Source organism: Streptococcus tangpeifui, assembly GCF_011038795.1.
GTDB classification, from domain to species: Bacteria; Bacillota; Bacilli; order Lactobacillales; family Streptococcaceae; genus Streptococcus; species Streptococcus tangpeifui.
Map to the genome: position 1 here is coordinate 26,755 of NZ_JAAKDU010000006.1, position 25,425 is coordinate 52,179.

The 25,425-nt window shown below is 40.4% G+C and carries 26 protein-coding genes and 1 pseudogene; 17 read left to right on the forward strand and 10 right to left on the reverse strand.

Annotated features, from left to right (window positions below; all coding sequences use genetic code 11):
* The first annotated feature begins 9 nt into the window (after positions 1-9).
* A complete protein-coding gene (locus tag G7Y32_RS06375) occupies positions 10-612 on the forward strand; it encodes a P-loop nucleotide/nucleoside kinase family protein (protein ID WP_165212167.1) in 603 nt (200 codons plus the stop codon).
* Positions 613-1,074: 462 nt separating this feature from the next.
* Here G7Y32_RS06375 and galU read toward each other — a convergent pair whose 3' ends face one another.
* Both galU and G7Y32_RS06385 read right to left on the reverse strand, forming a co-directional pair.
* Positions 1,075-1,977, reverse strand: a complete 903-nt coding sequence (gene galU / locus G7Y32_RS06380) for a UTP--glucose-1-phosphate uridylyltransferase GalU (RefSeq protein WP_165212169.1) — start codon at positions 1,975-1,977, stop codon at positions 1,075-1,077.
* Between the two features lie 36 nt (positions 1,978-2,013).
* Entirely contained in the window at positions 2,014-3,042 is a 1,029-nt protein-coding gene (locus G7Y32_RS06385; RefSeq protein WP_165212171.1) for an NAD(P)H-dependent glycerol-3-phosphate dehydrogenase, read from the reverse strand.
* Positions 3,043-3,504: 462 nt separating this feature from the next.
* On the opposite strand from G7Y32_RS06385, the gene G7Y32_RS06390 reads away from it, so the two are divergent.
* The 8 genes from G7Y32_RS06390 to G7Y32_RS06425 all read left to right on the forward strand — a co-directional run bounded on the left by G7Y32_RS06390 (position 3,505) and on the right by G7Y32_RS06425 (position 10,697).
* Complete coding sequence (locus tag G7Y32_RS06390) at positions 3,505-3,951, forward strand: dUTP diphosphatase (RefSeq protein ID WP_165212173.1); 447 nt, start codon at positions 3,505-3,507, stop codon at positions 3,949-3,951.
* A 24-nt stretch (positions 3,952-3,975) separates the two neighbouring features.
* Complete coding sequence (radA, locus tag G7Y32_RS06395; RefSeq protein ID WP_165212325.1) at positions 3,976-5,340, forward strand: DNA repair protein RadA; 1,365 nt, start codon at positions 3,976-3,978, stop codon at positions 5,338-5,340.
* Positions 5,337-6,074, forward strand: a complete 738-nt coding sequence (gene rlmB, locus G7Y32_RS06400) for a 23S rRNA (guanosine(2251)-2'-O)-methyltransferase RlmB (protein WP_165212175.1) — start codon at positions 5,337-5,339, stop codon at positions 6,072-6,074. The genes radA and rlmB overlap by 4 nt, the downstream gene beginning before the upstream one ends.
* A 354-nt stretch (positions 6,075-6,428) precedes the next feature.
* Positions 6,429-6,941 (forward strand): NYN domain-containing protein, encoded by a 513-nt coding sequence (locus tag G7Y32_RS06405; RefSeq protein WP_165212177.1) that lies wholly within the window; start codon positions 6,429-6,431, stop codon positions 6,939-6,941.
* A 150-nt stretch (positions 6,942-7,091) separates the two neighbouring features.
* A complete protein-coding gene (locus G7Y32_RS06410; protein WP_004229784.1) occupies positions 7,092-7,952 on the forward strand; it encodes a DegV family protein in 861 nt (286 codons plus the stop codon).
* An 845-nt stretch (positions 7,953-8,797) separates the two neighbouring features.
* Positions 8,798-9,253, forward strand: a complete 456-nt coding sequence (locus G7Y32_RS06415) for a hypothetical protein (RefSeq protein ID WP_165212179.1) — start codon at positions 8,798-8,800, stop codon at positions 9,251-9,253.
* Between the two features lie 15 nt (positions 9,254-9,268).
* On the forward strand, positions 9,269-9,979 hold the full coding sequence (locus G7Y32_RS06420) for a CPBP family intramembrane glutamic endopeptidase (protein WP_165212181.1): 711 nt from the start codon (positions 9,269-9,271) through the stop codon (positions 9,977-9,979).
* A 34-nt stretch (positions 9,980-10,013) separates the two neighbouring features.
* The gene (locus tag G7Y32_RS06425; RefSeq protein ID WP_165212183.1) at positions 10,014-10,697 is read left to right on the forward strand and encodes a CPBP family intramembrane glutamic endopeptidase; all 684 of its coding nucleotides are present in this window, start codon (positions 10,014-10,016) and stop codon (positions 10,695-10,697) included.
* Between the two features lie 420 nt (positions 10,698-11,117).
* Here the strand turns inward: G7Y32_RS06425 and proC are convergent, their stop codons facing one another.
* Entirely contained in the window at positions 11,118-11,888 is a 771-nt protein-coding gene (proC, locus tag G7Y32_RS06430) for a pyrroline-5-carboxylate reductase (protein WP_165212185.1), read from the reverse strand.
* Positions 11,889-11,950: 62 nt separating this feature from the next.
* Positions 11,951-13,016: pseudogene (pepA, locus tag G7Y32_RS06435) on the reverse strand (glutamyl aminopeptidase).
* Positions 13,017-13,115: 99 nt separating this feature from the next.
* Here pepA and G7Y32_RS06440 point away from each other — a divergent pair.
* The 4 genes from G7Y32_RS06440 (at position 13,116) to G7Y32_RS06455 (ending at position 15,137) form a co-directional block, all read left to right on the forward strand.
* Entirely contained in the window at positions 13,116-13,406 is a 291-nt protein-coding gene (locus G7Y32_RS06440) for a DUF4651 domain-containing protein (protein WP_165212187.1), read from the forward strand.
* Positions 13,399-13,716 (forward strand): thioredoxin family protein, encoded by a 318-nt coding sequence (locus G7Y32_RS06445; RefSeq protein WP_165212189.1) that lies wholly within the window; start codon positions 13,399-13,401, stop codon positions 13,714-13,716. Before G7Y32_RS06440 ends, G7Y32_RS06445 begins: the two co-directional genes overlap by 8 nt.
* Positions 13,717-13,737: 21 nt before the next feature.
* Positions 13,738-14,364, forward strand: coding sequence for a YtpR family tRNA-binding protein (gene ytpR, locus G7Y32_RS06450; RefSeq protein WP_165212191.1), 627 nt, complete (start codon positions 13,738-13,740; stop codon positions 14,362-14,364).
* A 377-nt stretch (positions 14,365-14,741) separates the two neighbouring features.
* Positions 14,742-15,137 carry a single-stranded DNA-binding protein gene (locus G7Y32_RS06455; protein ID WP_165212193.1) on the forward strand — a complete coding sequence of 132 codons (396 nt, stop codon included), beginning with the start codon at positions 14,742-14,744 and terminating at the stop codon, positions 15,135-15,137.
* Positions 15,138-15,341: 204 nt separating this feature from the next.
* Here the strand turns inward: G7Y32_RS06455 and G7Y32_RS06460 are convergent, their stop codons facing one another.
* From G7Y32_RS06460 to G7Y32_RS06475, 4 genes are read right to left on the reverse strand one after another with little or no spacing between them, the layout of a single operon-like run.
* The gene (locus G7Y32_RS06460) at positions 15,342-16,961 is read right to left on the reverse strand and encodes an ABC transporter transmembrane domain-containing protein (RefSeq protein ID WP_165212195.1); all 1,620 of its coding nucleotides are present in this window, start codon (positions 16,959-16,961) and stop codon (positions 15,342-15,344) included.
* A gap of 45 nt (positions 16,962-17,006) precedes the next feature.
* Positions 17,007-18,029 carry a hypothetical protein gene (locus G7Y32_RS06465; protein WP_165212197.1) on the reverse strand — a complete coding sequence of 341 codons (1,023 nt, stop codon included), beginning with the start codon at positions 18,027-18,029 and terminating at the stop codon, positions 17,007-17,009.
* Positions 18,022-18,540: a hypothetical protein gene (locus G7Y32_RS06470; protein WP_165212199.1), complete on the reverse strand. Its 519-nt coding sequence runs from the start codon at positions 18,538-18,540 to the stop codon at positions 18,022-18,024. Before G7Y32_RS06470 ends, G7Y32_RS06465 begins: the two co-directional genes overlap by 8 nt.
* 27 nt (positions 18,541-18,567) lie before the next feature.
* Positions 18,568-19,152 carry a hypothetical protein gene (locus G7Y32_RS06475; protein ID WP_346773318.1) on the reverse strand — a complete coding sequence of 195 codons (585 nt, stop codon included), beginning with the start codon at positions 19,150-19,152 and terminating at the stop codon, positions 18,568-18,570.
* A gap of 169 nt (positions 19,153-19,321) precedes the next feature.
* Here G7Y32_RS06475 and G7Y32_RS06480 point away from each other — a divergent pair, with 169 nt between their 5' ends.
* The 4 genes from G7Y32_RS06480 to groL all read left to right on the forward strand — a co-directional run bounded on the left by G7Y32_RS06480 (position 19,322) and on the right by groL (position 23,278).
* Entirely contained in the window at positions 19,322-19,918 is a 597-nt protein-coding gene (locus G7Y32_RS06480) for a TetR/AcrR family transcriptional regulator (protein ID WP_165212201.1), read from the forward strand.
* Positions 19,919-20,215: 297 nt separating this feature from the next.
* Positions 20,216-21,007, forward strand: a complete 792-nt coding sequence (locus G7Y32_RS06485; protein ID WP_165212203.1) for a Cof-type HAD-IIB family hydrolase — start codon at positions 20,216-20,218, stop codon at positions 21,005-21,007.
* A 163-nt stretch (positions 21,008-21,170) separates the two neighbouring features.
* Entirely contained in the window at positions 21,171-21,455 is a 285-nt protein-coding gene (gene groES, locus G7Y32_RS06490; protein WP_165212205.1) for a co-chaperone GroES, read from the forward strand.
* Positions 21,456-21,652: 197 nt separating this feature from the next.
* Positions 21,653-23,278 (forward strand): chaperonin GroEL, encoded by a 1,626-nt coding sequence (gene groL / locus G7Y32_RS06495; protein WP_165212207.1) that lies wholly within the window; start codon positions 21,653-21,655, stop codon positions 23,276-23,278.
* A gap of 386 nt (positions 23,279-23,664) precedes the next feature.
* Here the strand turns inward: groL and G7Y32_RS06500 are convergent, their stop codons facing one another.
* Positions 23,665-24,363, reverse strand: a complete 699-nt coding sequence (locus G7Y32_RS06500) for a DUF975 family protein (RefSeq protein WP_165212209.1) — start codon at positions 24,361-24,363, stop codon at positions 23,665-23,667.
* Between the two features lie 186 nt (positions 24,364-24,549).
* Positions 24,550-25,422, reverse strand: coding sequence for an RluA family pseudouridine synthase (locus G7Y32_RS06505; protein ID WP_165212211.1), 873 nt, complete (start codon positions 25,420-25,422; stop codon positions 24,550-24,552).
* Positions 25,423-25,425 lie beyond the last annotated feature (3 nt).

Below are 25,425 nucleotides of genomic sequence, written 5' to 3' on the forward strand. Positions count from 1 at the left end.
GAGGAGTCAATGAAAGAAACCTTACTTTTAATAGCTGGTCCGCCGGCGACAGGAAAATCTTATTTAGTCGGTTTAATTGAAAAAATTCAGCCAAGCTTATACAAAATAACACCTGATGAACTAAAAGAGGCAATTGCTGACAGCAAAGGATTTAACAGTTTAGAAGAAAAGGCGGCTTTGGAAACCACTGTTTGGAAATCTTATTACCAAGCTTTGGAGGCTTATATGATGGTCGGTAAGAAGATTGTTGTCAGTGAGTATCCTTTTTCCGACAAACAAAAGCCTGCTTTGCTAACGTTAGCTGATCGTTATTCATACGAAATCATTACCGTTCGCTTGGTCGCTGATTTTGAAGTTCTATGGCAAAGACGCTATCACAGAGATCGCGAAGCCAGCAGGCATCTGAGCCATATTATGACGCATTATCACTACGGCGACCAGTTATTCCAGCGCGAATTAGCAGACAATCATATTACAAAAAACGAATTTTGGGATATCCTCAAGAAGAGAGATTACAATCATTTTCAACTAGGCCAACTATTTGAATTTGATGTCAGTGATTTCGCAAAGGTAGATTACACTGACCTTTTGGCCTATCTTGCTAAGCTATAATTTACGGCTTCTCTTTAAGAATCAAAACGATACGTTGCGTTGTTGACTCCAATTTGTCGGACAAAGAATGGCCTGAACCTTAGATCCTGTCCACCTTAATTTTCTTTGAGTAGGATTTAATAGAATTGCCCAACTTTTAACAAAATCGTCAAATACTACAAAGGCCCCATTCGTTAAGGTGGGGCTCTTTGTAGCGTACTTAGTAATAACTAAATGAAAGAAGAGAGGATGTGATATGAAATTGTATTATTATCTTTCCAAATAATTTTAGAAGAATAAAAGAGGTTTTTGTGAACGCTTGTTTGATACGTTTTGCTCTTATATTATGATAGGCAAGGAAGGTACCACTAGTATAGTAAAGTAACCATGCACTATAATGAGATCCAGCCCAAATTACTTGTGGCTGATTTTACAAAAAGGCTTGAAGCATATCACTTCAAGCCTTTTGATTTGTTATAAATTTTAGTCTTCTTGCTTTCCAGACAGTTCTTTCCCCAGTTTAATGATGTAATCTTTAAGATCATCTTTAACTTGAGGATGCTGTAAAGCATAATCAATGGAAGTTTTCATAAAGCCAAACTTATCGCCGACATCATAGCGTTTACCGGTAAATTCACGCGCAAAGACGCGTTGGGTTTTATTGAGGGTATCAATGGCATCGGTTAATTGAACTTCGTTGCCTGCTCCCGGCGCTTGGGTTTCCAAGATTTCAAAAATTTCCGGTGTCAGGAGGTAGCGCCCGATGATGGCTAAGTCACTTGGAGCCTCTTCGGGTTCTGGCTTCTCGACAAAAGTTTCAACGGAATACAGGCCCTTATGCCCTTCACCTTGGGGAGCAATGACCCCGTAGGCAGAAACATCTTCGTGAGGGACAGGCATAACGGCGATAGTGGAGGCGTGAGTTTCTTTATAATCATTGATGAGCTGCTGAGTCAAAGGAACAGCTTTGTCATCGGTAATGTCCATCAGATCATCACCTAACATAACGACAAAGGGTTCATTTCCAACGAAAGCTTTGGCTTGCAGGACAGCATCTCCAAGACCGCGTGGGTGACTCTGGCGGATAAAGTGGAGGTTAATAGCCGTTGTGTCATTAACCAATTTAAGTAGGTCAGTTTTGCCCTTCTGCTCCAAGTTGTATTCTAATTCAAAGTTAGAGTCAAAGTGGTCTTCGATGGAGCGTTTGGCTTTACCGGTTACCACCAAGATGTCTTCAATCCCTGATTTGAGGGCCTCTTCAACAATAAATTGAATAGTCGGTTTGTCTACAATTGGTAACATTTCCTTGGCTAAGGCCTTGGTTGCTGGCAAGAAACGAGTTCCTAACCCGGCAGCTGGAATGACGGCTTTTCTTACTTTAGTCATACTGTCTTTCATTTCCTTCTTATTTATTCTTTTAGTTTATTTTTTATCTTCCTGCCATTCATTTTCTGAACGCAGTTCATTAGACATCATATTAAAGATGGATTCCTTAAAATCAGCACCTTCATAGATAGCCTTATAAATAGCTGTGGTGATTGGCATATAGACGCCGAGTTGCTGGGCCAATTCATAGGCCACCTTTGTCGTTGAAATGCCTTCGATTACCATCCCCATGTTGCGCTCAACATCTTCTAATTTTTCACCGCGTCCTAGGGCATCACCGGCCCGCCAATTGCGAGAATGAACAGAAGTCCCAGTAACAATCAAATCACCGACTCCAGACAGACCGCTATAGGTCAGAGGATTGGCTCCCATCTTAACACCCAGACGAGTGATTTCAGCCAAGCCACGAGTGATAATAGCTGCCTTGGCATTGTCACCATACCCCATACCATGCAGAGCACCAGCTCCAACGGCAATGATATTTTTCAAAGCCCCAGCTGTTTCCACTCCAATAACGTCTTGATTGGTATAGAGGCGGAAGTAATGATTGCTGAAGATAGCCTGAACATATTTAGCAGCTTCCAAATCTTTAGAAGCGGCTGTAATCAGAGTGATATCACGGACAATAGTTTCTTCAGCATGACTTGGTCCAGAAACAACCACGATTTCGCTGCGTAAATCAGCAGGAATCTCTTCTTCCAGAATGGTTGATAGGCGTTCATGGGTACCAGGCTCTAAGCCTTTAGAAGCGTGCATGATGACAACCTTGTGGTCGAGAATTTCAGCTACCTGTTTAGCTACTAGACGTGTCACCTTGGTTGGTACTACAAAAAGAATTGCATCAATGCCATCCAAAGTTTGCCTTAGGTCCTTGTAAGCTTTAATCTTATCATCCAGCACAACATCCTTGAAATACAAGGTATTGGTATGCTGGTCATTGATTTCATCAATCTGTTCGGGGATATTTCCCCAAATGCGGACCTCATGCCCGTTGTCATTCAGTACCTGAGCGAGAGCAGTCCCCCAAGAACCCGGTCCCAAGACAGCAACTTTTTGTTTTGTCATAATAGGTCTCCATATCATAGTATCACTTTCATTATATCATAAAATGAAGATACCACGGACAAAAGCAAGTTAAATAATTCAAATGACTGATGAGGAGTGGACAAACAGTCATGATAGCTTAGCCCTCACCCACAAAGCATTGTAATCTCTGAAGATTACGTATAAAAAATTGGTAAATCGTTGTGAAATGACGATTTTGATTTTCCTCGCTCTCCCATTTTGAGGATCAGACCTCTACGCTCCCTTGTTTTAAGGCGGCAGGTCTTTGGCAGGCTGTCCTCAGATCACAAAATCGAGGGTTCAGTTTTCGCAAGGTCCTAGTCCAATCAACTCAAGGACAATTAATCCAGCTTGTTCGAAGATTTTCTTGAGAAATTCATAGACTAGGCTGGCTTTTTCCTTTTTAATGACGAATATCTTAGTGTATAATAGGAAACAGTAAAAACTGATGCGAGGTTAGTAATGACAAAAATTCGTGGTTTTGAGCTGGTCAGCTCTTACAGCAATCAAGATCTCTTACCCAAACGTGAGACAGCTCATGCAGCTGGTTATGACCTGAAGGTGGCAGAAACTACCAAAATTGAACCGGGAGAAATTGTTCTCGTGCCAACAGGGATCAAGGCTTATATGCAGCCGGGAGAAGTCCTTTATCTTTATGATCGCTCTTCTAATCCGCGTAAAAAGGGTTTAGTGCTCATCAATTCAGTTGGGGTTATCGATGGTGACTACTATGGCAATCCCAATAATGAAGGGCATATTTTTGCGCAAATGCAAAATATCACGGATAAAATGGTGACCTTGGAAGTTGGGGACCGCATTGTCCAAGCTGTCTTTGCCCCCTATCTGGTAGCAGATGGTGATCAGGCAGTGGGAGTTCGCTCAGGTGGTTTTGGTAGCACAGGCCGATAAGCAAGCAGAAGGAGGACGATAACGATCGCTAAGAAAAAATCAATCTTTGTCTGTCAGGAATGTGGTTACAATTCCCCCAAATATCTGGGGCGTTGTCCTAACTGTGGCTCTTGGTCCTCTTTTGTTGAAGAAAAGGAAGTCGAGGAAGTCAAGAATGCTCGAGTGTCTTTGACAGGGGAAAAAACAAAGCCAACCAAGTTAAAAGATGTCTCCTCTATTGATTATGCCAGAACCAAGACGAACATGGAGGAGTTTAACCGAGTCCTCGGTGGCGGTGTCGTGCCCGGCAGTCTGGTTCTTATTGGTGGAGATCCTGGTATCGGGAAGTCAACTCTCTTGCTGCAAGTCTCGACCCAGCTGGCCAATAAGGGAACGGTGCTCTATGTGTCAGGGGAAGAATCGGCCGAGCAAATCAAGCTGCGCAGTGAGCGCCTAGGCGATATTGACAATGAATTTTACATTTACGCTGAAACGAATATGCAAAATATCCGCTCTGAAATCGAGCGCCTGAAACCGGATTTTCTGATTATTGACTCTATCCAGACGGTCATGAGTCCTGAAATTACCAGTGTTCAAGGTTCTGTTTCTCAGGTGCGGGAGGTGACGGCTGAGCTTATGCAGCTGGCCAAGAGCAATAATATTGCCACCTTTATTGTGGGTCATGTCACCAAGGAAGGGACCTTGGCTGGTCCGCGGATGCTGGAGCACATGGTCGATACGGTTCTCTATTTTGAAGGGGAACGTCATCATACCTTTCGAATATTGCGGGCGGTGAAAAACCGCTTTGGCTCAACCAATGAGATTGGGATTTTTGAAATGCAGACGGGCGGTCTGGTTGAGGTCCTCAATCCTAGTCAGCTCTTCTTGGAAGAACGCTTGGATGGGGCGACAGGCTCGGCTATTGTTGTCACCATGGAAGGAACACGTCCGATTTTAGCTGAGGTTCAAGCCCTAGTCACACCGACGGTTTTTGGCAATGCCAAACGAACCACGACAGGACTCGATTTCAATCGGGTTAGCCTGATTATGGCCGTCTTGGAAAAACGCTGCGGTCTCCTTCTGCAAAATCAAGATGCTTATCTCAAGTCAGCTGGTGGGGTCAAGCTGGACGAGCCAGCTATCGATCTAGCGGTGGCAGTCGCTATTGCTTCCTCCTACAAGGAAGCACCGACCAATGCTCAGGATGCCTTCATCGGTGAAATCGGTCTGACAGGAGAAATTCGCCGTGTCAATCGAATTGAGCAACGCATCAATGAGGCTGCCAAGCTTGGTTTTACCAAAATCTATGCACCCAAGAATGCCCTGCATGGGATTGATATCCCAAAAAACATTGAAGTTATTGGAGTTTCAACGGTTGGGGAAGTATTAAAGAAAGTATTTAAGTCATGACAGAAAAACAAGCCAATGATGTGGTCTATGGGGTTCATGCTACCCTAGAAGCCCTAGAAGCCAATACAGGTAATAAACTCTATATTCAAGATGATCTAAGAGGCAAGAACGTCGATAAAATCAAAGCCCTAGCAGCTCAGAAAAAGGTTGCTATTTCGTGGACTTCTAAGAAAATTCTGTCCGAGATGACTCAGGGAGCCGTCCATCAAGGTTTTGTCCTGCGGGTTTCCGCATTTGCCTATAGTGATTTGACGACAATTTTAGCCAAGGCAGATCAGAAAGAAAATCCGCTGATTTTGATTTTGGATGGTTTGACAGATCCTCATAATTTTGGTTCGATCCTACGAACAGCCGATGCGACTGGTGTTGCTGGTGTTATTATCCCCAAGCATCGGGCAGTTGGCGTTACTCCAGTTGTTGCCAAAACATCAACGGGAGCGGTAGAACATATCCCCATTGCCCGTGTGACCAACCTCAGTCAAACCTTGGATAAACTGAAAGAGTCTGGCTATTGGATTTTTGGAACTGATATGGATGGCACGCCCAGCCAAAAGTGGAATACAGCTGGCAAGCTAGCCCTGATTATCGGCAATGAGGGCAAGGGGATTTCCCCCAACCTCAAAAGGCAAGTGGATGAAATGATTACTATCCCTATGACTGGTCATGTGCAAAGTTTAAATGCCAGCGTAGCTGCGGCTATCCTCATGTACGAGGTTTTTCGGCATAAGCTCTAAGCAAAGTATGGAAATCTGATCTCCATCCGTTTAGAGGTCAGGCACAACCTTGTCCAATATTCCTTTTTTTGGAATAAACTCTTAGCGCAGTGGTTGCTTAGCAAGAGATGGGGCAAACAGTTTGGGAGACTGTTTGAGAAAACCAATATCAACTGTGCGGAAGTGGGCGTGAAATGCCCCAGTGGAGTTTGTCAGTCGGGGATAGACTGACAAAGCCTGCCGTCTTAAAACAAGAGTTCGGCAGCAGTCTAAGCCTTAAAATGGGAGAGCGAGGAAAATCAAAATCACCATTTCACGACGATTTACCGATTTTCCCCACTCCTTTTTAGCTCCCTAAGAAAAGGAGGCCTTTTCGTGAAAAAGAAAATTCTTTTAGTTGATGGCTACAATATGATTGCCTTTTGGCAGGAAACCCATCGTCTCTTTAAAACCAACCAGCTGGATGCAGCTAGAACTATTCTGCTACGGAAACTCAGCCATTATGCTAGTTTTGAAGGTTTGGAAATTATCTGTGTCTTTGATGCTCAGTATGTTCCTGGCAGCCGCCAGAAATATGATGACTACGCTCTGACAGTTATCTTTACCGAGGAAGATGAGACAGCTGATTCTTATATCGAGCGGACGGCTGCTGAGCTGAACAGTCCCCTCAATCGGGTCGAAGTAGCTACTAGCGACCTCAATGAACAATGGACGGTCTTTTCTCAAGGGGCTCTGCGAGTCTCTGCTCGAGAACTTGAAGAACGGGTTAATGTGGTCAAGTCAAACTTGGACAAGATGTCTAAAAATATTGATCTCTATACCCCTCGACTAGGATCTCTAGATAACGAACAGCTCGCCAAACTCCGATCTTATTTGGACGATCTTTAACTAGAGAGCAGGAAGAGTAAGCCGATTTTCTTTCATTTAATCAACACTATTGGCACGGTGCTTTTTAATGAAAGAAAATCATTTACAAATGCTTCAAAGTCGGTTATGCTAGTCTTTGGAGAGAGAACCATCATAAAAACGGAGGTTGGCATGACTTTTAAAATCATTACTGATTCGACTGCCGATTTAGACGAAAACTGGGCTCAGGCCCAAGATATTGATATTCTCGGATTAACCATTACCTTAAACGATAAAACCTATCCCACGGTTGGTCCTGAACGCGTGACAAGTGAGTTTCTTTTGCAGGCCATGAAAGCTGGTGCTCAGCCGACGACTAGTCAGGTTAATGTTGGTCAATTTGAAGCTAGTTTTAAAACTTATGCCCAAGAAGGGCGGCCAATTCTCTATCTAGCCTTTTCCTCGGTTCTTTCAGGGACTTACCAGTCCAGCCAGATTGCTAAAGATCTGGTCCTAGAGACCTATCCAGAAGCAGTCATTGAAATTATTGATACTAGGGCCGCTGCTGGAGGGGAAGGCTATCTTTCTATCCTCGCCGCTCAAATGCGGGACCAAGGGGCTAGCCTTGAGGAGGTCAAGGCAAAAATTATTGATGTTCTGCCTCGCTTGCGAACCTTCTTTTTAGTAGATGACCTTTATCACCTTATGCGAGGGGGGCGTCTATCTAAGAGTTCTGCTCTGATTGGCAGTTTAGTTAATATCAAACCCCTGCTTTGGCTGGATGCTGAGGGCAAGCTAGTTCCCTTAGCAAAGTTGCGGGGGCGTAAGAAGGCTATAAAGGAAATGCTGGTTCGGGCAACTCAGGATGTGGAAACCAGCACTGCTGTTGTTGCCTATTCTAACGATGAAGCCAGTGCCCAAGATCTCAAGGCTAGATTGCTGGAAAATTCCGCTATTTCTGAGGTACTCATGATGCCGCTGGGACCAGTTATCTCGGCCCATGTTGGCCCTAAGACCTTAGCCATCTTTACGATTGGTCATGAACCTCGCTAGGCGGGCCAGTACTGACAATTTTCGATGGCGAAATGGCTTTGACTGATTTGTAAACGATGAGCTTTAACCATAAAAAACTTCAAGTTCTTGAACCACAATATTCAGGAGCTTATTTTTTTATGAAAATGACCTTGTAGAATGGCCTTTGTTATGTTATCATGGTACAAAATTTAAATGAAGCTTTAAGAAAAGAATACTATGACAATGTAAAAACTGCGCATGTCTATTAGGTTAGTCTGGAAATACTGGTCGTTACTGAAATCTTCATACGAGGACTGGGTTGCTTTATCGCTATTTGATTGCCCTTGTCCAAGATGGTGCCCTCCTTCTTATTTGCTGTTTTTTTTCAGTGAGAAATTTATAGTTCTGTACGAAGGTGCTATTGGATTTTGACGACAAGTAAGCTAGTTTTATACGCAATTTTCAGAGCTTACAATATTTTATGGGTAATTGCGCAGCAATCACGGCTGTCTGTCCCCTTATCGTGTCCTCTTTATTAGGAGAAATTACCTTCATCGCAAGATTTGTTGGCATCTTCCTTATCCATTGGTCTTGCAGCGAGTATTCTTGAAGGGTATCTTTTTATAGTCCTGATTCTAGGCTATTTGAGTAAGGAAGAAGTCCTGCCATAAGCAAAATCAAATAGGCAGTAACTTTTCAGGTCTTAGCTTTAGTAGCGGTATACGTGTTAACGTACTGGTTTGTACCAGTCTTGCCTTGATTTACTTTTTGTCCTCCTGTGTTGTAAGAAATTAGAGGAGCTCTACCCAATTTCTGGAAAATCCAGGTAATGCAGAAGTCAGCGAGGTTCTAAATTGTTAAACAAGAAAAAACAAGGAGAGGAAATGATGTCTGGAAAGATCAAACGAGGTCACCTAAAACTTTGGCAGAAAGCTACTGTAGTCTTGACCGGTTTGGTAACACTGCTAGGAGCTGCTGTCATAATCTATACCCTATTTAGTGAGGGTTCCACATCTCCAAAATCCATTCAGAATGACTTTTTAATGGTTTTAACAGGGATTTTTATGATAGTAATGCTGATCTTTGTGGTTCTCTTACTGCTGGGAAAAGGCTGGGAGCAACTGGGGCCAGAGGAAATGTCACCGCAGGAGCGTAAGTTTCGCTTTCGCTGGAGTAATTTCAACATGGGTAACATAATCTTGATAGTCTTACATCAGATTTTTCATCTACCTTATTGGCTGGCTGTTCTAATTGATGTCATTGTACTCATCAACTTTTGTATTCTAATCTATGTCATGCTGACCCATAAGACTATTCGCTCAGACGAGAATTCACTGTAAAAACGGAGATTTATTATGAAAGTATTTTTAGAAAAACTTAAATGGATTGGTCTTGCTATTGGCCTCTCTCTGGCTGAGCAAGCAGGGATGCTTGTTATTAGCTTTGCAGCTGTTGTTAAAACAGTAGCAAAGTATGGCCGACAAGCCGATCCCAATCATCTTTTACCGGCTGGACCAGTTGGTGTTGGTTTAGCTGTCCTAGTGGAGCTAGGAGCTCTAGCCTTGGCCGTTTGGCTCCTTTATAGGTGGGATTTTATTAAGAAAAAAAGGCTGAACTGGAAAATCTTAGTTTTTGGTCTTATTCTTGCTTATGTTTTGGTGACAGGAATTGAGCAGGTGGCTAGTTTTATCATGCAGCTGGAAGATAAAACCAATACTTCCAACCAACAGGCTGTAGAAAGTATGCTGTCCTACGTTCCAGCTTTCTTTATGATTATTGCGGTGGCTATCACAGCACCGGTTATTGAAGAATTAATTTTTCGTGGTTTTATTCAGCAAAAGCTCTTTCGCAATCCTTGGCTGGGCTATCTCTTTGGCAGTCTAGCTTTTGGTTTGGCGCATACCCCTGATTCTTGGGGAGCAGCGCTGGCTTACATTGGTATGGGAGCTGTTATAGGTTTCTTTGCCTTTAAATACAAACGGCTGGAATATGGTATTGTTCTGCATATCCTCAATAATTTTATTTCTGTTTTAATCATGTACCAAATGATTAGCCTTCCTTGGTAGGTCAAGTTAGTAATTAAATGGGAAAGGAAAAGATATGAAAATTGCTAAAATTGCTTTTAATAAGTTGAAATGGCTGTTGTTAGCCTTCCTACTTTTTTATCTGGATAATGCTCTCCAAGTTTGGTTTATCCTTGGGAAAAACTTAAGCAAGACAGGAACCTCTCTAACGGCTACACTTGTATTTTTACTGGCAACTCTCCTTTTGTTTTTACTCTTTAAGTTTTTGAGAGAACCTCTGTCCATTAAATCCTTGACCAGCACTAAGTTTGCTTGGTATTTATTAGCCCTGCCAGCTGTTTTTATCACCAATGTTATTGGCAGTTTGGTTCAACAACTGTTAACACATTCTAGCGCCAGCGCCAACCAAAATGCCTTGATGAACTTAGGGATGCCCTTTTATTTAGCGATTGCTTTTTTGGTTATTTTCGCTCCTGTTACTGAAGAATTGATTTTCCGCAAGTGCCTCTTAGAAAAGGTTTTTGGCTTTGAGGGCTACTGGAAATGGATTGGTTGGCTGGTGACGGCCGTCCTCTTTGCTGCCATTCATCTCATTCGGGATCCTGCTAATATTGGCGGTTGGATTACCTATGGAGGTATGGGCTTGGTCTTTGGTTTTGTGGCGATGCAATCCAAGCGGGTTGAATATAGCATCGCTATTCACATGTTTATGAATGCTTACGCTACCTTCATCATGATTTTGATGACCTTAGGTCAATAAGGGTTAAAGAAAAAAGCTGAAGGGCGAACGTCCGACTAAGCGGGCTAGATGTAATTGATAGCTGGCACGCCTGATTCTAGGCTCTATCGCATTGGTAACCCCTGCTAGGCCCAACTTTACGGGATGCTTGCCTGATGGCAGGAAAATACTAAAACTCCTCAGAAACCAGTATTTCTGAGGAGTTTTGTTAAAGATAATATCTAAAGAAAATCAAAATAGACAAAGCGGACCTTCGTTAAATCTGCTGTCTCTGAATTTAACACGTCAAGTTTTATAGGATCGTGTCTAAGCCTCCATTAAAACACACCGATGACAAAGCATTGATTGCTAGGGCTCGTGTCATAAGGTCCTTATAGGCTGGGCTCACTTCTACCCATTTAGCCAAAGGTAGAAACGGGGAGTATTAACATTAAGTCAGGCTCAGAGCTCTTTAGCTCGAGCGATAGTGGCATCAATGCTGGAAATGGCAGAAGCGGTTAAACCAGTCTTTTCCAAATCTGCCAAGCCTGCGATGGTAGTACCGCCAGGACTGGCAATCTTATCAATTAAATCATGGGGACTTTCCTGTCCCTGACTGAGATTCTGTGCACTGGCTAGGACAGTTTGTGTAACAATGCTCAGGGCTTGATCCTTAGGAAAGCCATGCTTGACACCAGCCAGAGCTAAGGCCTCCATGAAGAGGTAGATGTAGGCTGGACTTGAACCAGCCAAAGCAGTGAAAGTATCAAAATCCTTCTCAGCAATTGCAAAGGTAGACCCGAAACAATCGGTGATGGTTGTAGCTAAGTCCCAAACTTCCTCATCAACATACTGATTGGCACAGATGGCTGTGGTACTCTGCAAAATCTGGGCATTGATATTAGGCATAATCCGAATCAGAGGTAGGCTAGGGTCGGTTAGCTCGGCCAAGCGTCTTAGGCTGACCCCAGCTGCCATGGATATGATGGGCTGATGAAAGTCCAAGGGTTCAAGAACAGTAGGCAAGACCTGAGGCTTGACTCCCAAAATGATGAGATCGGCCTCTGCAACTAAATCAGTTTGTTTTGCCAAGGCTCTGACTCCCAATTGTTCAGCTTGACGGGCTGTTTTTTGCGGGTCACGCCCGGTCACTAAAAGATCAAAGTCTGTTTTCTCTAGCCCCTTGATGATAGCTGTGGCCATCTTTCCAAGGCCGATAAATCCAATTTTCATAGCTGATAACCAAGACTTTGCAGCCTGCAGCCTAACCAGTTGCGTTAGCAAAGTCCCTTTCCTTAATAGTTTTTGATTAGATTGACTGTGGAGCGATCCAATTTTCTAATAATTGCTTGCAAGAAAGCCTGAGCCTGATAGAAGTCGTCTATATTGTAGAGAGTTTGGTGGGAGTGGATGTAGCGAGCACAAACACCAATGGTAGTCGCAGGCACCCCGCTGTTTTGTAGGTGGGCAGCTCCAGCATCAGTACCGCCCTTGGCTGCATAATACTGGTACTTGATGCCGGCTTCTTCAGCTGTTGTCAAAAGGAAGTCTCGCATATTAGCCAGCATAACATGACCTGGATCGTAGAAACGAATCAAGGTACCGTCACCGATTTTACCTTGGCCACCGTAAACGTCGCCTGCCGGTGAGCAATCAACGGCAAAAAAGAGTTCAGGGTCAAACTTGGTCGTTGAAACATGAGCTCCGCGCAGACCAACTTCCTCTTGAACATTGGCACCAGCAATCAGGGTATTGTCCAGTTGGCTTGTTTTCAGCTTGTCTAAGAGCTCAGTCACCATGAGAATTCCATAGCGATTATCCCAAGCCTTGCTGATGACGTTTTTTTGATTGGCTGTCAGAATAGCTTGACTATCCGGCACAATAATGTCACCGGGAGTAATGTCAAAGCTTTGCGCCTCATTCTTATCACTAAAGCCGCCATCAAAGATAATATCAGCAACGGCTGGTAGGTTAGTCTGACCATTTTGTCCCCGCAAGAAATGTGGAGGAACTGATCCTGAAATAATCGGTAACTTCTGACCCGAGCGCGTGATTAAAGTAAAACGCTGCGAGGAGAGAACCAATGGATTCCATCCTCCTATAGCTACAGCTCTCAGAGTCCCATTTTCCTTGATTTCACTGACCATAAATCCGACTTCGTCCATGTGGGCAGCCACCATGACTCGCGGAGCATCAGACCTTGCACTTTCTTTGATCCCAAAGAGTCCTCCCAGACCGTCGGTTTCAATTCTGTCGACATGAGGTTCAATAGCCTGACGCAGATAGTCTCTCACTTGGCTTTCATGACCAGCCAAGCTTAAGATTTGTCACTTCTTGAATTTTTGTAAATAAGTCTGTCATTGCGTCCTCACTTTCTTAGTCTTATTTTAGCATAAAGCTGGTTGGTCAGTCCTATTCTGTCTGTCGCCAAAGGCCTTTATTTATGATAAAATGAAAGGCATGAAACATAAGAAATTACTGCTAACAACAGGTCTGGCAGGTCTAGCAGGCTTGACAGCTCTGGGCTATGGTCTGCAACAAAAGATGGCTGACCGTAAGCAGGCCCGCCTTGTAGCTGAAATTAGAGCTTATTTTAGTCAGATGGGGGATATTCAGGTCCTCTATATCAAGGATTATGAGACAGAAGGCTCCAGTTTATCAGGCGGTCTGGTCTTTGAAGATGGCCGCGTCCTTGATTTTATCTATGATGACGGCCATATTTCCTATAGTGAGGAGCAAGAAGATGCTTAAACCAGAAACTTACGAAGAATTAGCTGCCTATTTAGAACAAGATGGCCGTTTGGTCTTCTTATTCACAGCGGATTGGTGTCCCGATTGCCAGTTTCTCTATCCGTTTTTGGATGAGTTAGAAGCCGACAATCCTCATGTTACCTTTGTTCAAGTAGATCGCGACGCCTTTATGCCCCTGGCTCAGAAATGGGATATTTTTGGGATTCCTAGTCTGATTGTCGTGGAAAATGGTCAAGAGATTGGCCGTCTGGTCAATAAACTTCGTAAGACCAAGCAGGAGATTAACAGTTTTTTAGCAGGATTGAATTAAACAGAAGGAAGTCAGATACTCATGATTTTTGCTTATAATAAAGAACAAGTCGGCGATGTCCTCATGGTCATCCTTCAAGATACCAAGCCAATTGCCCGTCAAGTTGAGCGCAAGGGCAAGGTTGCTCGTGTTTATGCAGAAAATGACGGACGTACCTTAGCTTGGAATATTTTTGAAGTTTCCAGTCTGATGGAGCTGACTGGAAATGGTCAAGTCTTTCCGAGCGAAAAGGATATAGAGATTCTCAATCAAGAATTAGCCAAGGAAGGCTTTGAGGAAAGTTTAGAAGCAACTCCTAGTCCAGTTTTTGTTGTTGGACAAATTAAGGAAATGGAGTCTCATCCAGATAGTGATCACCTCAATATTTGTCAGGTAGCTATTGGCGGGGACCAGACCGTTCAAATCGTGGCTGGAGCTCCAAATGCTGCTGTTGGCCTTAAGACCATTGTAGCTCTGCCCGGAGCTATGATGCCCAGTGGCAGCCTGATTTTTCCAGGTAAGCTTCGAGGAGTTGATAGTTACGGCATGATGTGTGCTCCTCGGGAATTAGCCCTGCCAAACGCTCCGAAGAAACGCGGTATTATTGAACTGAATGATTCTGCTGTAGTCGGTGAAGCTTTCGACCCAGCCAAACATTGGCAAAACTAGGCCTGCTAACGTTTCATTTGTTAGAAATATCTACAAGAATCAGGAAAATGGAATAGACAACTGGCAGCGTCCTTCTTCACACAATACTATATTTTTTGATGTTGACGTATAAGAAATCTGTAGATGAGGAAGCTTGATTTTTCTTACTCTTTAATTTTTGAAATTAGGCTGCAATTTGCCTACTGGAGCATTTTAAGCTCACCTCTTAGAAATGCTTTGCCATTAATCCATGCATGATATGGAAAGTCAAAAAGCGGACAAGATTAGAGTTCTACTACGACAATTCTAAAATGTTTGCTTTTTAATTTATTATTGTTTTTTATCCTAAACCTCTTTTTTCATTTCTTTTACGAATAAGAAAGTAAGGAGGTGAAGATATGTATAATAAAGTCATTCTTATCGGCCGTTTGACAGCAACTCCCCAGATGGTTAAAACCCCTTCGGATAAATCCGTCTCCCGCGTGACTTTAGCTGTCAATCGCCGTTTTAAAACTCAGGATGGTGAACGCCAAGCTGACTTTGTCACTGTCGTTTTCTGGGGCAAGTTGGCTGAAACACTCGTCTCTTATGCTGGCAAAGGGAGTCTGGTCTCTCTTGATGGTGAGATCAGGACGCGTCATTATGAAAAGGATGGACAGACTCGCTATGTAACCGAGGTCCTGGCTCAATCCTTCCAGCTGCTGGAAAGCCGTGCCCAACGAGCCTTACGTGAAAATAACGGCACCGGCGACCTAACAGACTTAGTCCTCGAAGAGGAAGAACTCCCTTTTTAATTCTAATATCCTAATTCCTACCTTGATCATAGTGCAGTTTCATTGAAGTCATCTATGCTCACGTAACAGTCTCCCGCCCAGAATATCTATTTCCAAATTTATATTAAAGATTGACGTATTTATCAAACATCATCAAAGCACTCTAGCCCTTGTCTTTCGAGAGACTCAAAAATCGCATGAAGCTATTATCCTTCATGCGATTAATTATTTGATAGTGTTATCATGAATTTTTAATACTCTATCAAAATTTATTCCTTTTATAATATGGTGATCAACAATTAATAAAATACTATCTGGAAGTTTTGATTTTATAACAGATAGTAAACTATCCATTGACGTATAATCTATATTAGAAAAAATTTCATCCAAAATCAATAGCTTGGGCTTATATGATATCGCTCTAGCAATTCGTAATTTTTGAAGTTCACCTAAACTAAGATAATTTCGTAATTCCTGACTAGAAATATTCAAGCCTTTATCTAAGGACAGAATTCTCTCGTATATACCCACAGATTTTAATAAATCATAAATTTCTTCATCAGAAGATAAAAGTGATGAGAACTCCTCTTTTAATGTTTTTAACGGGAATCCTTGATTATTAGATAAATAGACAATTTGATGAGGTCCCAATTTCTGCGAACTATTTAGTTTTAGATATAAACTATCCCCATTTTTTTCTTCTAAACGAATACAACCTGTATAATTATTGTATATGTTGGCAAGAGATTTTAAAAATAATGATTTACCAGTACCATTTTCCCCTTTCAATAAAATACACTCTCCATTATGAAGAATCAGATTAATACCCCTTAAGATACTACTATTTCCACTATACACCGAAAAATCAGATAACTCTATAGCACTTAAGTTATCAAAATTAACTATATAAGAACTATCTGTTACCTTATTCAAATACAATAATATCCTTGCTTCATAAGTTCTGCTGATTGATAAAACAGCCCACAAATTAATCAGTTGAGTAACAGGACCAAAAATCAAACCACTATAAGAATTAAAAGCTACCAAATCTCCAATAGAAAAAATTCCATTTCCTATAAAATTTACTCCTAATACGAATATCAAAATTGTAGTAGAAGAAACTATTCCTGTAGAAATAATCTCAATAAAATTTTGAAAACCTCGTATTTTTGAATTAATAATGAAATTATTATTAATTACGTTCCAAAAATCAGAACGAATCTTATCGAACATTCTAAATACTCTTATTACTTCTAAATTAGTTGTTATATTTTTTAAAGTGTTAAGCAACTGATCTCTGCTAAATTGTTGCTCAAAACTAAAGGTTTTCAATTTTTTTCCGGCATAAATAATCCACAACACATATGTAGGAATGACTATCAACACTGGCAACGTTAATTGGATATTTAATCTTAAAAGCATTATTAAATACCCCATAAAAAGACCAATACTTGATATAAAAGTCACAACAATATTTTCAATATTAGATACGTAAAGCTCAGAGTCATTAAATATCACAGTAGTTATATTTGAATTATCCGATAATGACTCAATATTGTTCTCTGACAAAATTTGTTTACGTATCTCTAATAAGAATCTTTGGAAAAAGGTAGCAGATAAGATGGAATTTATCCTCCCTACTACAAATTGAAAAAAAAGAACAACAACTATAAGTATAATATAATAATATAAAGAGTTGAACTGCTTTAATATTAAAACTTTATCGATTATCATCTTAGAGATATAAGGAATTGGCAAAGATAACAAATTACCTAATATAATTAGAAAAACAATCAAAGTGAACTGAAACTTATGGTATCTAATGAATTTTCTGAAAATAATCATAGCTAATCCTTAATCAAATATACACCCTTAAAAAGGTAATTAAAATTAATTAAGTATCGAATTATAAATAACCACCTTTTCTAAATATCTAGTCAAAACTTCCTCTTTGACAGATTCGTAATTATCTCTTATAGTTCCTAGCAACTGTTTATTATTATATAAATATGCACAATAAAGACATTTATGAGCGAAAAATGGAGCTTCTTTCCCCATCCACTTAGACGCTGTTTCTACAATTTTTTTAGGTCCATCAACAAAGATCCAAGCTTTTAAAAAGTCTCTATGGTGACTAGATAACACCTTATTCAATTCCACTCTGTCAATTTTACCTAAGTGCAGCTCACTAATATCATTGGAGGTTAACCCACAACAGCCAACTACATCACCACGGGGTTCCAAAGCAACTGTATCAAATATTCCATCACAACCTTCATTATTACCTGATAAGAGTTTTTTGTCGAACTTATAAACTGTATTCGTATGAAAAGAAACCCATATTGTCGGCATGACCTTCAAAAGTTTTGAATATTTTTGACCTTGTATATACTTAGTGTAAAGTGGATGATTTACAAAATCCTCTACTTTAAATTTCTTACTGCTATTGGTTTCAACTGCAATACAAGTCAACATTCCTTGTTCCACACTAGCTATAGCACAATGCAAAACACATTCTACCGGAATAAACTTTTGATGACTATCCCCAGTTGAAAAATTAATTTCATTTAATCCATTATATTTTAATATTTGAATCTTTTCTCTAGCAGATTCTATACTTGTACCCCAAAAGCCATTAGTGACACATCTTGTTAGAAAACCTAAATCATGTGCATATCTAATACTTTTGACTAACAATTTAAAATTAATAAAACACTCGCCACCTGAAAAAACAACAACTTTGATACTCTCAATATGTTTAATCTTGTCCAAAAATGATTTTATTTTACCAAAATTTAAAGAATTTCCTTTCAATCGCGGTGAGCAAGAAAAACAACATTCATCACACTCAGCAACGCATTGATATGTCATTAGTATAGCTGCTGTACGCGGATTAGGTTCTAAATTATTCATTAATTTCTCCTAAATTATTGTATTCTCTAACAATTTCAACAAATTCTTCGATTACACTTCTTAAATATGATATCCCACCAATTTTCAATGCTTTCTTAGAAATTTTAGATAAGAATTTATTATCAATTTTTTTGAAAAACTCTTCACTTTTATCAGGATCAGAAGCTAATACGCCTAATGCAACAGCAACAAGTGTGGCTGCTCCTACTACTGTCGTTACTCCTGCTACTACATTAGCTCCGGCTGCAACCTCATGTAAGGCCACATAGGATACAGTATAGAGCCACCCTTTGCTGTATTCTACAGTAGGCTTTAACGAATACACTTCATCTTTAGACATATCATAATTAAGTCTTTCATTTTCTATAAAATCATAAGGACTTAATAAATCTTGACCAGATAAAACATCTAAAGTCATCACATCTGCAATATTTTCTGGCATATCTAAACTAAATTTAGATTCTTTATCCATATTTCTTAAAGAATCACCAAAAATTCGTTTGTCACTCATAACACATACTCCTTTCAATTATATGAATTAATTGGTTGGTCCGAAAATTAACAATAGGCAAAATATAATTAATATCAGAACAAATGCACTTGCATAAATTATACGCCCTATGGGATGCTTAGGATTTATAGCTATACCAAATTTTCTAACCTCTGAAAATGTCTTAGAGGTTTGAAATCTATTAACTTCAAATTTATATCCTGCTGCTACCATACAGAATATTGAAACACACAATAAACAGGCTAGTAACTTTTGACTTTTTAGGGGAAGACTATTATTAAAGCAAATCATTATAATCATTATTATTAATTCACAAGCAAGAAAAATAAAGAACAAAAATAATGGCATACTGGTTCTTTTATGTTGCTTAACTTTTAAAGATTTGGACTCTCTTTTTTTATGAGTATTCCCAGAATAATTTCCCAGAAATAATAGGATCAGCAGACCCATTATTACTATTAGATTTTCAGTAAAGCTAATCTCAAAATGAATATTAAAGGCGGCTAATGAAATGAATCCTACCACTATTAAGATATTAAGCATTTTTGTCTTCTGTTGCATAACAATATCACCTTCACCTAACCATATAAAAAATCCTTTGATTTCTCTCATAATTATCATAATTTCTAATTAAATATTATTCCTAAAACACCAAACATTCAATAGTGATTTTTTGACAGAGTGTAAAAATATTAATTTGCAAAAAGCCCTTAATTGCTATAAACTTACTGTAATATGATGTTATTTAGTTCACAATATGTAAAAAAATAGGAGTAAACCAATGACAAAAGGAACTCGAGAAAATATCATCAATGCATTTTTTATATTGGCTTCAAAATATCCTGAACGTTCATCTTTCTCTCTTGCTGAAATAGCTAGAGAAGCTGGTATAACTAGACAAACTATCTACAAAAATCACTTTAATAGCTATGAAGAAATTATTGATTATATCCAATTTGCGACAGATAGAAAAATTGATAGTCTATTTTCTGAATTTGATGGTAGCCAAACAATTGATTGTTTTTTATGTTATGTGATAATCCCAGAATTGTATAACAACAAAAGCTGGCTAAGATATCTCTATTCAACTGCGGCTGATCCCAAATGGAGAAAATATCTTCAACAAAAGTATTATAAATGGATACTAAAAGAGCTGACGATCAACTGTCATAATTTTCAATTAGATAATATCTTTATTTCTAAATGGTTAGTTAATAGCGTTTTAGCACTTATCGAGATATGGATATCCGAAGAATTTCCAATTCCCCCAGAAAAATTTTCAAAAGAATTTTTAAATTTGATAAATAGCCCACTTTCCGATTTCTTTTTACGTGAAAACTCTCAACAGAAAAGGTTAACAAATAGAAAAGCTAACTAATTTTTTTACGTTACACAATATTTTTCCATCAACATAACTATAATTCATTACAATAATTTGGTAATGCTACTTCAAACTACGATATTAAGCGGAGACCATTTAATCACTGGATTAATCAATAAATTTTTACAATCAATGGTCCATCAAGATAATATTTTAATTTCCGCCTCCTCTTGACAATACTATATGCTTTTGTTGTACATTTATATAACGGAATGATTATGGCCTTAGAAATCATACGAATACAAGCTTAGAAAATGTTATAATAAAAGTAATTTAGGTCAAGGAGGCTGATTTATGCAAATAATTTTCAGTGATATAGATGGTACTCTTCTTAACCAAGACCATCAGGTAACCCCAGCGACTGCCCGAGCTATCAAGTCTTGTGTAGATAACGGGCTCTATTTTGTGCCAGTGTCTGCTCGAATGCCTGAAGCCATTCGCCCAATTATTGATAACATCGGTATTCTCAGTCCCATTATTGCCTACAATGGTGCCTTGATTCAGGCTCAAGACGGGACAGTTGTCGACAGTAAGACTATAGCCATGTCTGAGATTCGATCAGTCTGCCAGACGGTTGAAAATCTGGGGCAGGATCTGGCTTGGAACATCTATAGTTATAGTGATTGGTACTCATCCCATCAGGGCCATGATTTGGTTCACGATGAAGAAGTGGTGGTTAACTTAGAGTCGCAAGTTGCTGACCTTGATCAGTTGGACAGTCTTAAAGAAGCCCACAAGGTTTTAGTCATGTGTCCACCTAATCGGACCGACCAAGTTTTGCAGGCCCTCAAGCGGGGCTATCCTGATCTATCCATCGCTAAATCTGCTGCTCATCTGATTGAAGTCATGGCAGCAGGAATTGATAAAGGTCAGGCAGTTAAGACCTTAGCTGACTACTATAGAGTTCCTATAAATGAGACTTTGGCTTTTGGCGACAACTATAATGATTTAGAAATGTTGGAAACTGTCGGTTATGGCGTCCTCATGGGCAATGCTCCCAAAGCTCTGAAGAATCGAATTGGCAAGGTTACCTTGGACCACAACCACGATGGCATTGCCAAGGTTCTACAAGAAGAAATTCTCTAAGAGTTCACGCGGAGAATTCTGAGGATGTCTAACTTTTAGCATGCAGAAAAACTTTACCAATTGGTAGAGTTTTTTCTTGACTAATTTTGACCAAATGCTACAATAATAAATGTAATTAGCACTCGAACTGTTGAAGTGCTAAAAAATTAATGGAGGTCAGACAATGTTAAAACCTTTAGGTGATCGTATTGTTGTAAAATTTGAAGAAGTAGAAGAAACCACAGCTAGTGGTTTTGTTTTGGCAGGTAGCTCACATGAAGCTACTAAAACAGCAACTGTTTTAGCCGTTGGGCCAGGCTCTCGGACACTGCATGGAGATTTGATTGCTCCGAGTGTAGCTAAGGACGATAAAGTTCTGGTTGAAAATGGTGCTGGTTTGGATGTTAAGGATGGTGATGATAAAGTTTCCATCGTCCGTGAATCTGATATTTTGGCTATTCTTAGCTAAGAGTAAGGCCGAATCCCATTCAAAATTGTCAGCTTACTAGTATCTAATATAAAAAGAACCTTAGGTCGGTTTTGTTGGAGAAAAAATGCAAAGTTCTAGGTGTTCTTGAACATGGAAACGTGAAGAATTCCGAGGGCTACCTCTCCTAAGGTTACTAATCTAAGCAATATATAAACAAGAAAGACAGGTAATAATAAATGGCAAAAGATATTAAATTTTCAGCAGATGCGCGTTCTGCAATGGTCCGCGGAGTCGATGTTTTGGCTGATACCGTTAAGGTAACGCTTGGCCCTAAAGGCCGTAATGTTGTTTTGGAAAAATCCTTTGGTTCACCTTTGATTACAAATGACGGTGTAACTATCGCTAAGGAAATCGAGTTAGAAGATCATTTTGAAAATATGGGAGCCAAATTGGTTTCAGAAGTTGCTTCAAAAACCAATGATATTGCTGGTGATGGTACAACAACTGCCACCGTTTTAACCCAAGCCATCGTTCGCGAAGGGCTTAAAAATGTAACAGCAGGAGCTAATCCAATCGGTATCCGTCGCGGTATCGAAAGAGCTGTTGCAACAGCTGTTGAAGGTCTAAAAGCTATCGCTCAACCAGTTTCTGGTAAAGAAGCTATTGCGCAAGTTGCCGCTGTATCTTCACGTTCTGAAAAAGTTGGTGAATACATTTCAGAAGCTATGGAAAAAGTTGGCAACGACGGTGTCATCACCATTGAAGAGTCTCGTGGTATGGAGACTGAATTGGACGTTGTTGAAGGGATGCAATTTGACCGTGGTTACCTTTCTCAATACATGGTAACCGATAACGAAAAAATGGTTGCTGATCTTGATAATCCTTACATTTTGATTACCGATAAGAAAATTTCAAATATCCAAGATGTCCTTCCTCTTTTAGAAGAAGTGCTTAAAACTAGCCGTCCTCTTTTAATTATTGCAGACGATGTTGATGGTGAAGCCCTGCCTACTTTGGTTCTTAATAAGATTCGTGGTACCTTTAATGTCGTAGCTGTTAAGGCGCCTGGCTTTGGTGACCGCCGCAAGGCTATGCTGGAAGATATCGCTATTTTAACGGGCGGTACTGTTATTACGGAAGATCTTGGTTTGGAACTTAAAGATGCTAGTATCGCTTCGCTAGGTCAAGCTGCTAAAATCACTATTGATAAGGATTCAACAGTTATCGTTGAAGGAGCTGGCCAAGCTGATGCAATCGCAGAACGGGTCAATGTGATTAAGTCACAATTGGAAACAACAACATCAGATTTTGACCGTGAAAAATTGCAAGAACGTTTGGCAAAATTATCTGGCGGTGTTGCAGTTATCAAGGTTGGTGCTGCGACTGAAACAGAATTAAAAGAAATGAAACTTCGCATTGAAGACGCCCTTAATGCAACCCGCGCTGCCGTTGAAGAAGGCATCGTTGCCGGTGGTGGTACAGCCCTTGTTAATGTTATTGAAAAAGTTGCCTCTCTTGATGTGAAAGGGGATGAAGCAACTGGCCGTAACATTGTTCTGCGTGCGCTTGAAGAACCCGTTCGTCAAATTGCCCGTAATGCTGGCTATGAAGGTTCCGTTATCATCGAAAAACTTAAAGCTAGCGCTGTTGGTACAGGCTTTAATGCAGCCAATGGAAGCTGGGTAGATATGGTTGAAGCAGGAATCATTGATCCTGTCAAAGTTAGTCGTTCAGCCCTGCAAAATGCAGCTTCTGTAGCCAGCCTCATTTTGACAACTGAAGCCGTTGTTGCCGATCATCCAGAAGAAAAAGCTCCAGCTGCCCCAGCAATGGATCCAAGTATGATGGGCGGCATGATGTAATAGAAAAAAATTATCTAAGCAGCAAAGAAGGCTGATAGTTAACGGGAGTGGGATCAACCCAAAAGTTGAAAATTTTGGCTCTCACCATTTCTTAATTTCTAGAGTGACCTGAAACGGTCTCTCTCCAGATCGTTTCACTCCCACCCCTGTGCAAGAGGTTAGGAACACTGGACGAGTTTTGTCCAGCCTCCATCTCTCTTACTAATTCAAAAGAGACAGTGTTATCAGCTGTCTCTTTTTTGTATCGTAAGGTTAATGGCTTTCTAGTTATCAACACTAGCTGAAAGATTAGGCTGGCTTGCTATGATGAAGGAACTATATTCCTCACTAACTTATAAAAACGGAAGGCTCATCTGAACCTTCCGTTTTCAATATGGGAGTAGCTTTTAATCTGCTAAGACAGTCGGATTTTGAGCAATGAGGCAGCGATAGAACTCGGCGCGTGTCGTTAGGATGTAAGGGTAGAGCCAGAGATAGCCGATTCCAAGGGTTAGGGTTGCTAAGAACCACCAACCAAGAAAACTGAGATCAAGGACGAAAAGTTCCCATTTGTGTCCCTTCATCAAATGCTTAGATCTGGTAATTGCTTCAGTAGCGGATAGATTTTTTCCTTGCCGTTTAAGATCATCAACGATATAAATAGACATGGCATAAGAATAAGCTTTGATGATGCCAGGAATAATGAGGAGCAAAGTCCAAAGTAGTGTAAAAATATATTGAAGAATCCAAGTCAGAATGAAGGCCCAAATACGACCTTCCGTAAATCCTGCGAAAACGCTGGTCAGAACATTTTCATCCTTACGGTTGTCACTGAAGTGCAGGAAGCCCAGAATAGTACTAGCAGCAATCAGGCCAAGGACTAGGCCTCCGGTCTGTACCAAGGGTGAAGCATAAAAAGTGAAATGTACATCAGTGATAAGGCCATTATGATGAGTAAGCAATTCCTTTGTGGTTAGGATATCATGGATGCTATTCATTTGAAGACAAATTTGAATAATCCAAACGATGGCAACAACCCCGATAGCCCATTTCCAATTACCAGAAAGCTTTTGTTTGGCTCGGGATTTTAATTCACTGCGTTTCATAATTGTTCTCCTTCGAACGATAATTTTTTGTGGGAAGTAAAGATAGCATAAGTTATTTAGTGTTGTTGTCTAATTGAACTATTCTCTTGCTACAATAAGTGTAATGGATCTTCTGAAATTTGTAAAGCCCTAAATTGAAAAATTCTCCTAAATCGAAATCTGCTGGAAATAAAAAAAGGGCTTGCCTTATTTGGGCAAGCCCTTTTCAAAGCTAGGAGATTGAGCCTTGACGGTGATTGTTTCCCCGCTGAAAGGATGGAGAAAACTGAGTTCATGTGCATGAAGCATGAGCCGTTCAGCAGGGACCTTGCTGTAGAGCGGATCCCCAATAATGGCGTGACCATGGTGGGCAAGATGAACTCGGATTTGGTGGGTGCGACCAGTTTCCAACTGACAGTTGAGCAAAGTGCAGGTTCCTTTAGGACCAATAAATTCCTTTAGCTTACGAATATGGGTGATGGCAGTCTGTCCTTTGGCGGTTACCAGCCGTTTTCGCCGATCGTGGCGATCTCGGCCAATTTTATCACGATAGGTCATGGATTCTTTTGCTAACCTTCCTTGAACAAGAGCCCAGTACTGTCGGGAAATTTTCTTATCTTCCAGCAATCGATTAAGAATAGGCAGGACAAAAGGATTTTTGGCAAAGAGGACTAAACCACTGGTCTCCTTATCCAGCCGATGAACCACATAGCAGGTGTCTCCGACATAAGCTGAAACATGGTTGAGGAGGGCAATTTCATTGGGGTGGTTAGCGTGCGTCTTCATCCCTTCAGGTTTATTGACAATAATCAAATGTTGGTCTTGATAGAGGCAGTCCACCAGTTGAGCTTGCCCCATTGGGAGATTTTTCTTGGGATAATCTTCTTCATCAAAAATCAGACTAATATTGTCTCCGGCTTTAACTTGGCTTTGCCAGTGAATGCTTTGACCATTGACTAAGAGATGCTTCTTGGTCCTAAGAAAATGACGGATTTTTCGCGGGACCAGCCAATGATTTTCCAAGAGATCTTTGACAGTCGTTGGCGGAAAGGAAGTTGGCAGTTGGATGAGAAATTTCATGAC

What these genes read in the sequence shown, in the direction of transcription:
- G7Y32_RS06375 (WP_165212167.1), top strand. Translation starts at nt 10, where the DNA reads ATGAAAGAAACCTTACTTTTAATAGCTGGTCCGCCGGCGACAGGAAAA.
- galU (WP_165212169.1), bottom strand. Translation starts at nt 1,977, where the DNA reads ATGACTAAAGTAAGAAAAGCCGTCATTCCAGCTGCCGGGTTAGGAACT.
- G7Y32_RS06385 (WP_165212171.1), bottom strand. Translation starts at nt 3,042, where the DNA reads ATGACAAAACAAAAAGTTGCTGTCTTGGGACCGGGTTCTTGGGGGACT.
- G7Y32_RS06390 (WP_165212173.1), top strand. Translation starts at nt 3,505, where the DNA reads ATGACAAAAATTCGTGGTTTTGAGCTGGTCAGCTCTTACAGCAATCAA.
- rlmB (WP_165212175.1), top strand. Translation starts at nt 5,337, where the DNA reads ATGACAGAAAAACAAGCCAATGATGTGGTCTATGGGGTTCATGCTACC.
- G7Y32_RS06410 (WP_004229784.1), top strand. Translation starts at nt 7,092, where the DNA reads ATGACTTTTAAAATCATTACTGATTCGACTGCCGATTTAGACGAAAAC.
- G7Y32_RS06415 (WP_165212179.1), top strand. Translation starts at nt 8,798, where the DNA reads ATGATGTCTGGAAAGATCAAACGAGGTCACCTAAAACTTTGGCAGAAA.
- G7Y32_RS06420 (WP_165212181.1), top strand. Translation starts at nt 9,269, where the DNA reads ATGAAAGTATTTTTAGAAAAACTTAAATGGATTGGTCTTGCTATTGGC.
- G7Y32_RS06425 (WP_165212183.1), top strand. Translation starts at nt 10,014, where the DNA reads ATGAAAATTGCTAAAATTGCTTTTAATAAGTTGAAATGGCTGTTGTTA.
- proC (WP_165212185.1), bottom strand. Translation starts at nt 11,888, where the DNA reads ATGAAAATTGGATTTATCGGCCTTGGAAAGATGGCCACAGCTATCATC.
- G7Y32_RS06440 (WP_165212187.1), top strand. Translation starts at nt 13,116, where the DNA reads ATGAAACATAAGAAATTACTGCTAACAACAGGTCTGGCAGGTCTAGCA.
- G7Y32_RS06445 (WP_165212189.1), top strand. Translation starts at nt 13,399, where the DNA reads ATGCTTAAACCAGAAACTTACGAAGAATTAGCTGCCTATTTAGAACAA.
- ytpR (WP_165212191.1), top strand. Translation starts at nt 13,738, where the DNA reads ATGATTTTTGCTTATAATAAAGAACAAGTCGGCGATGTCCTCATGGTC.
- G7Y32_RS06455 (WP_165212193.1), top strand. Translation starts at nt 14,742, where the DNA reads ATGTATAATAAAGTCATTCTTATCGGCCGTTTGACAGCAACTCCCCAG.
- G7Y32_RS06460 (WP_165212195.1), bottom strand. Translation starts at nt 16,961, where the DNA reads ATGATTATTTTCAGAAAATTCATTAGATACCATAAGTTTCAGTTCACT.
- G7Y32_RS06465 (WP_165212197.1), bottom strand. Translation starts at nt 18,029, where the DNA reads ATGAATAATTTAGAACCTAATCCGCGTACAGCAGCTATACTAATGACA.
- G7Y32_RS06470 (WP_165212199.1), bottom strand. Translation starts at nt 18,540, where the DNA reads ATGAGTGACAAACGAATTTTTGGTGATTCTTTAAGAAATATGGATAAA.
- G7Y32_RS06475 (WP_346773318.1), bottom strand. Translation starts at nt 19,152, where the DNA reads ATGAGAGAAATCAAAGGATTTTTTATATGGTTAGGTGAAGGTGATATT.
- G7Y32_RS06480 (WP_165212201.1), top strand. Translation starts at nt 19,322, where the DNA reads ATGACAAAAGGAACTCGAGAAAATATCATCAATGCATTTTTTATATTG.
- G7Y32_RS06485 (WP_165212203.1), top strand. Translation starts at nt 20,216, where the DNA reads ATGCAAATAATTTTCAGTGATATAGATGGTACTCTTCTTAACCAAGAC.
- groES (WP_165212205.1), top strand. Translation starts at nt 21,171, where the DNA reads ATGTTAAAACCTTTAGGTGATCGTATTGTTGTAAAATTTGAAGAAGTA.
- groL (WP_165212207.1), top strand. Translation starts at nt 21,653, where the DNA reads ATGGCAAAAGATATTAAATTTTCAGCAGATGCGCGTTCTGCAATGGTC.
- G7Y32_RS06500 (WP_165212209.1), bottom strand. Translation starts at nt 24,363, where the DNA reads ATGAAACGCAGTGAATTAAAATCCCGAGCCAAACAAAAGCTTTCTGGT.
- G7Y32_RS06505 (WP_165212211.1), bottom strand. Translation starts at nt 25,422, where the DNA reads ATGAAATTTCTCATCCAACTGCCAACTTCCTTTCCGCCAACGACTGTC.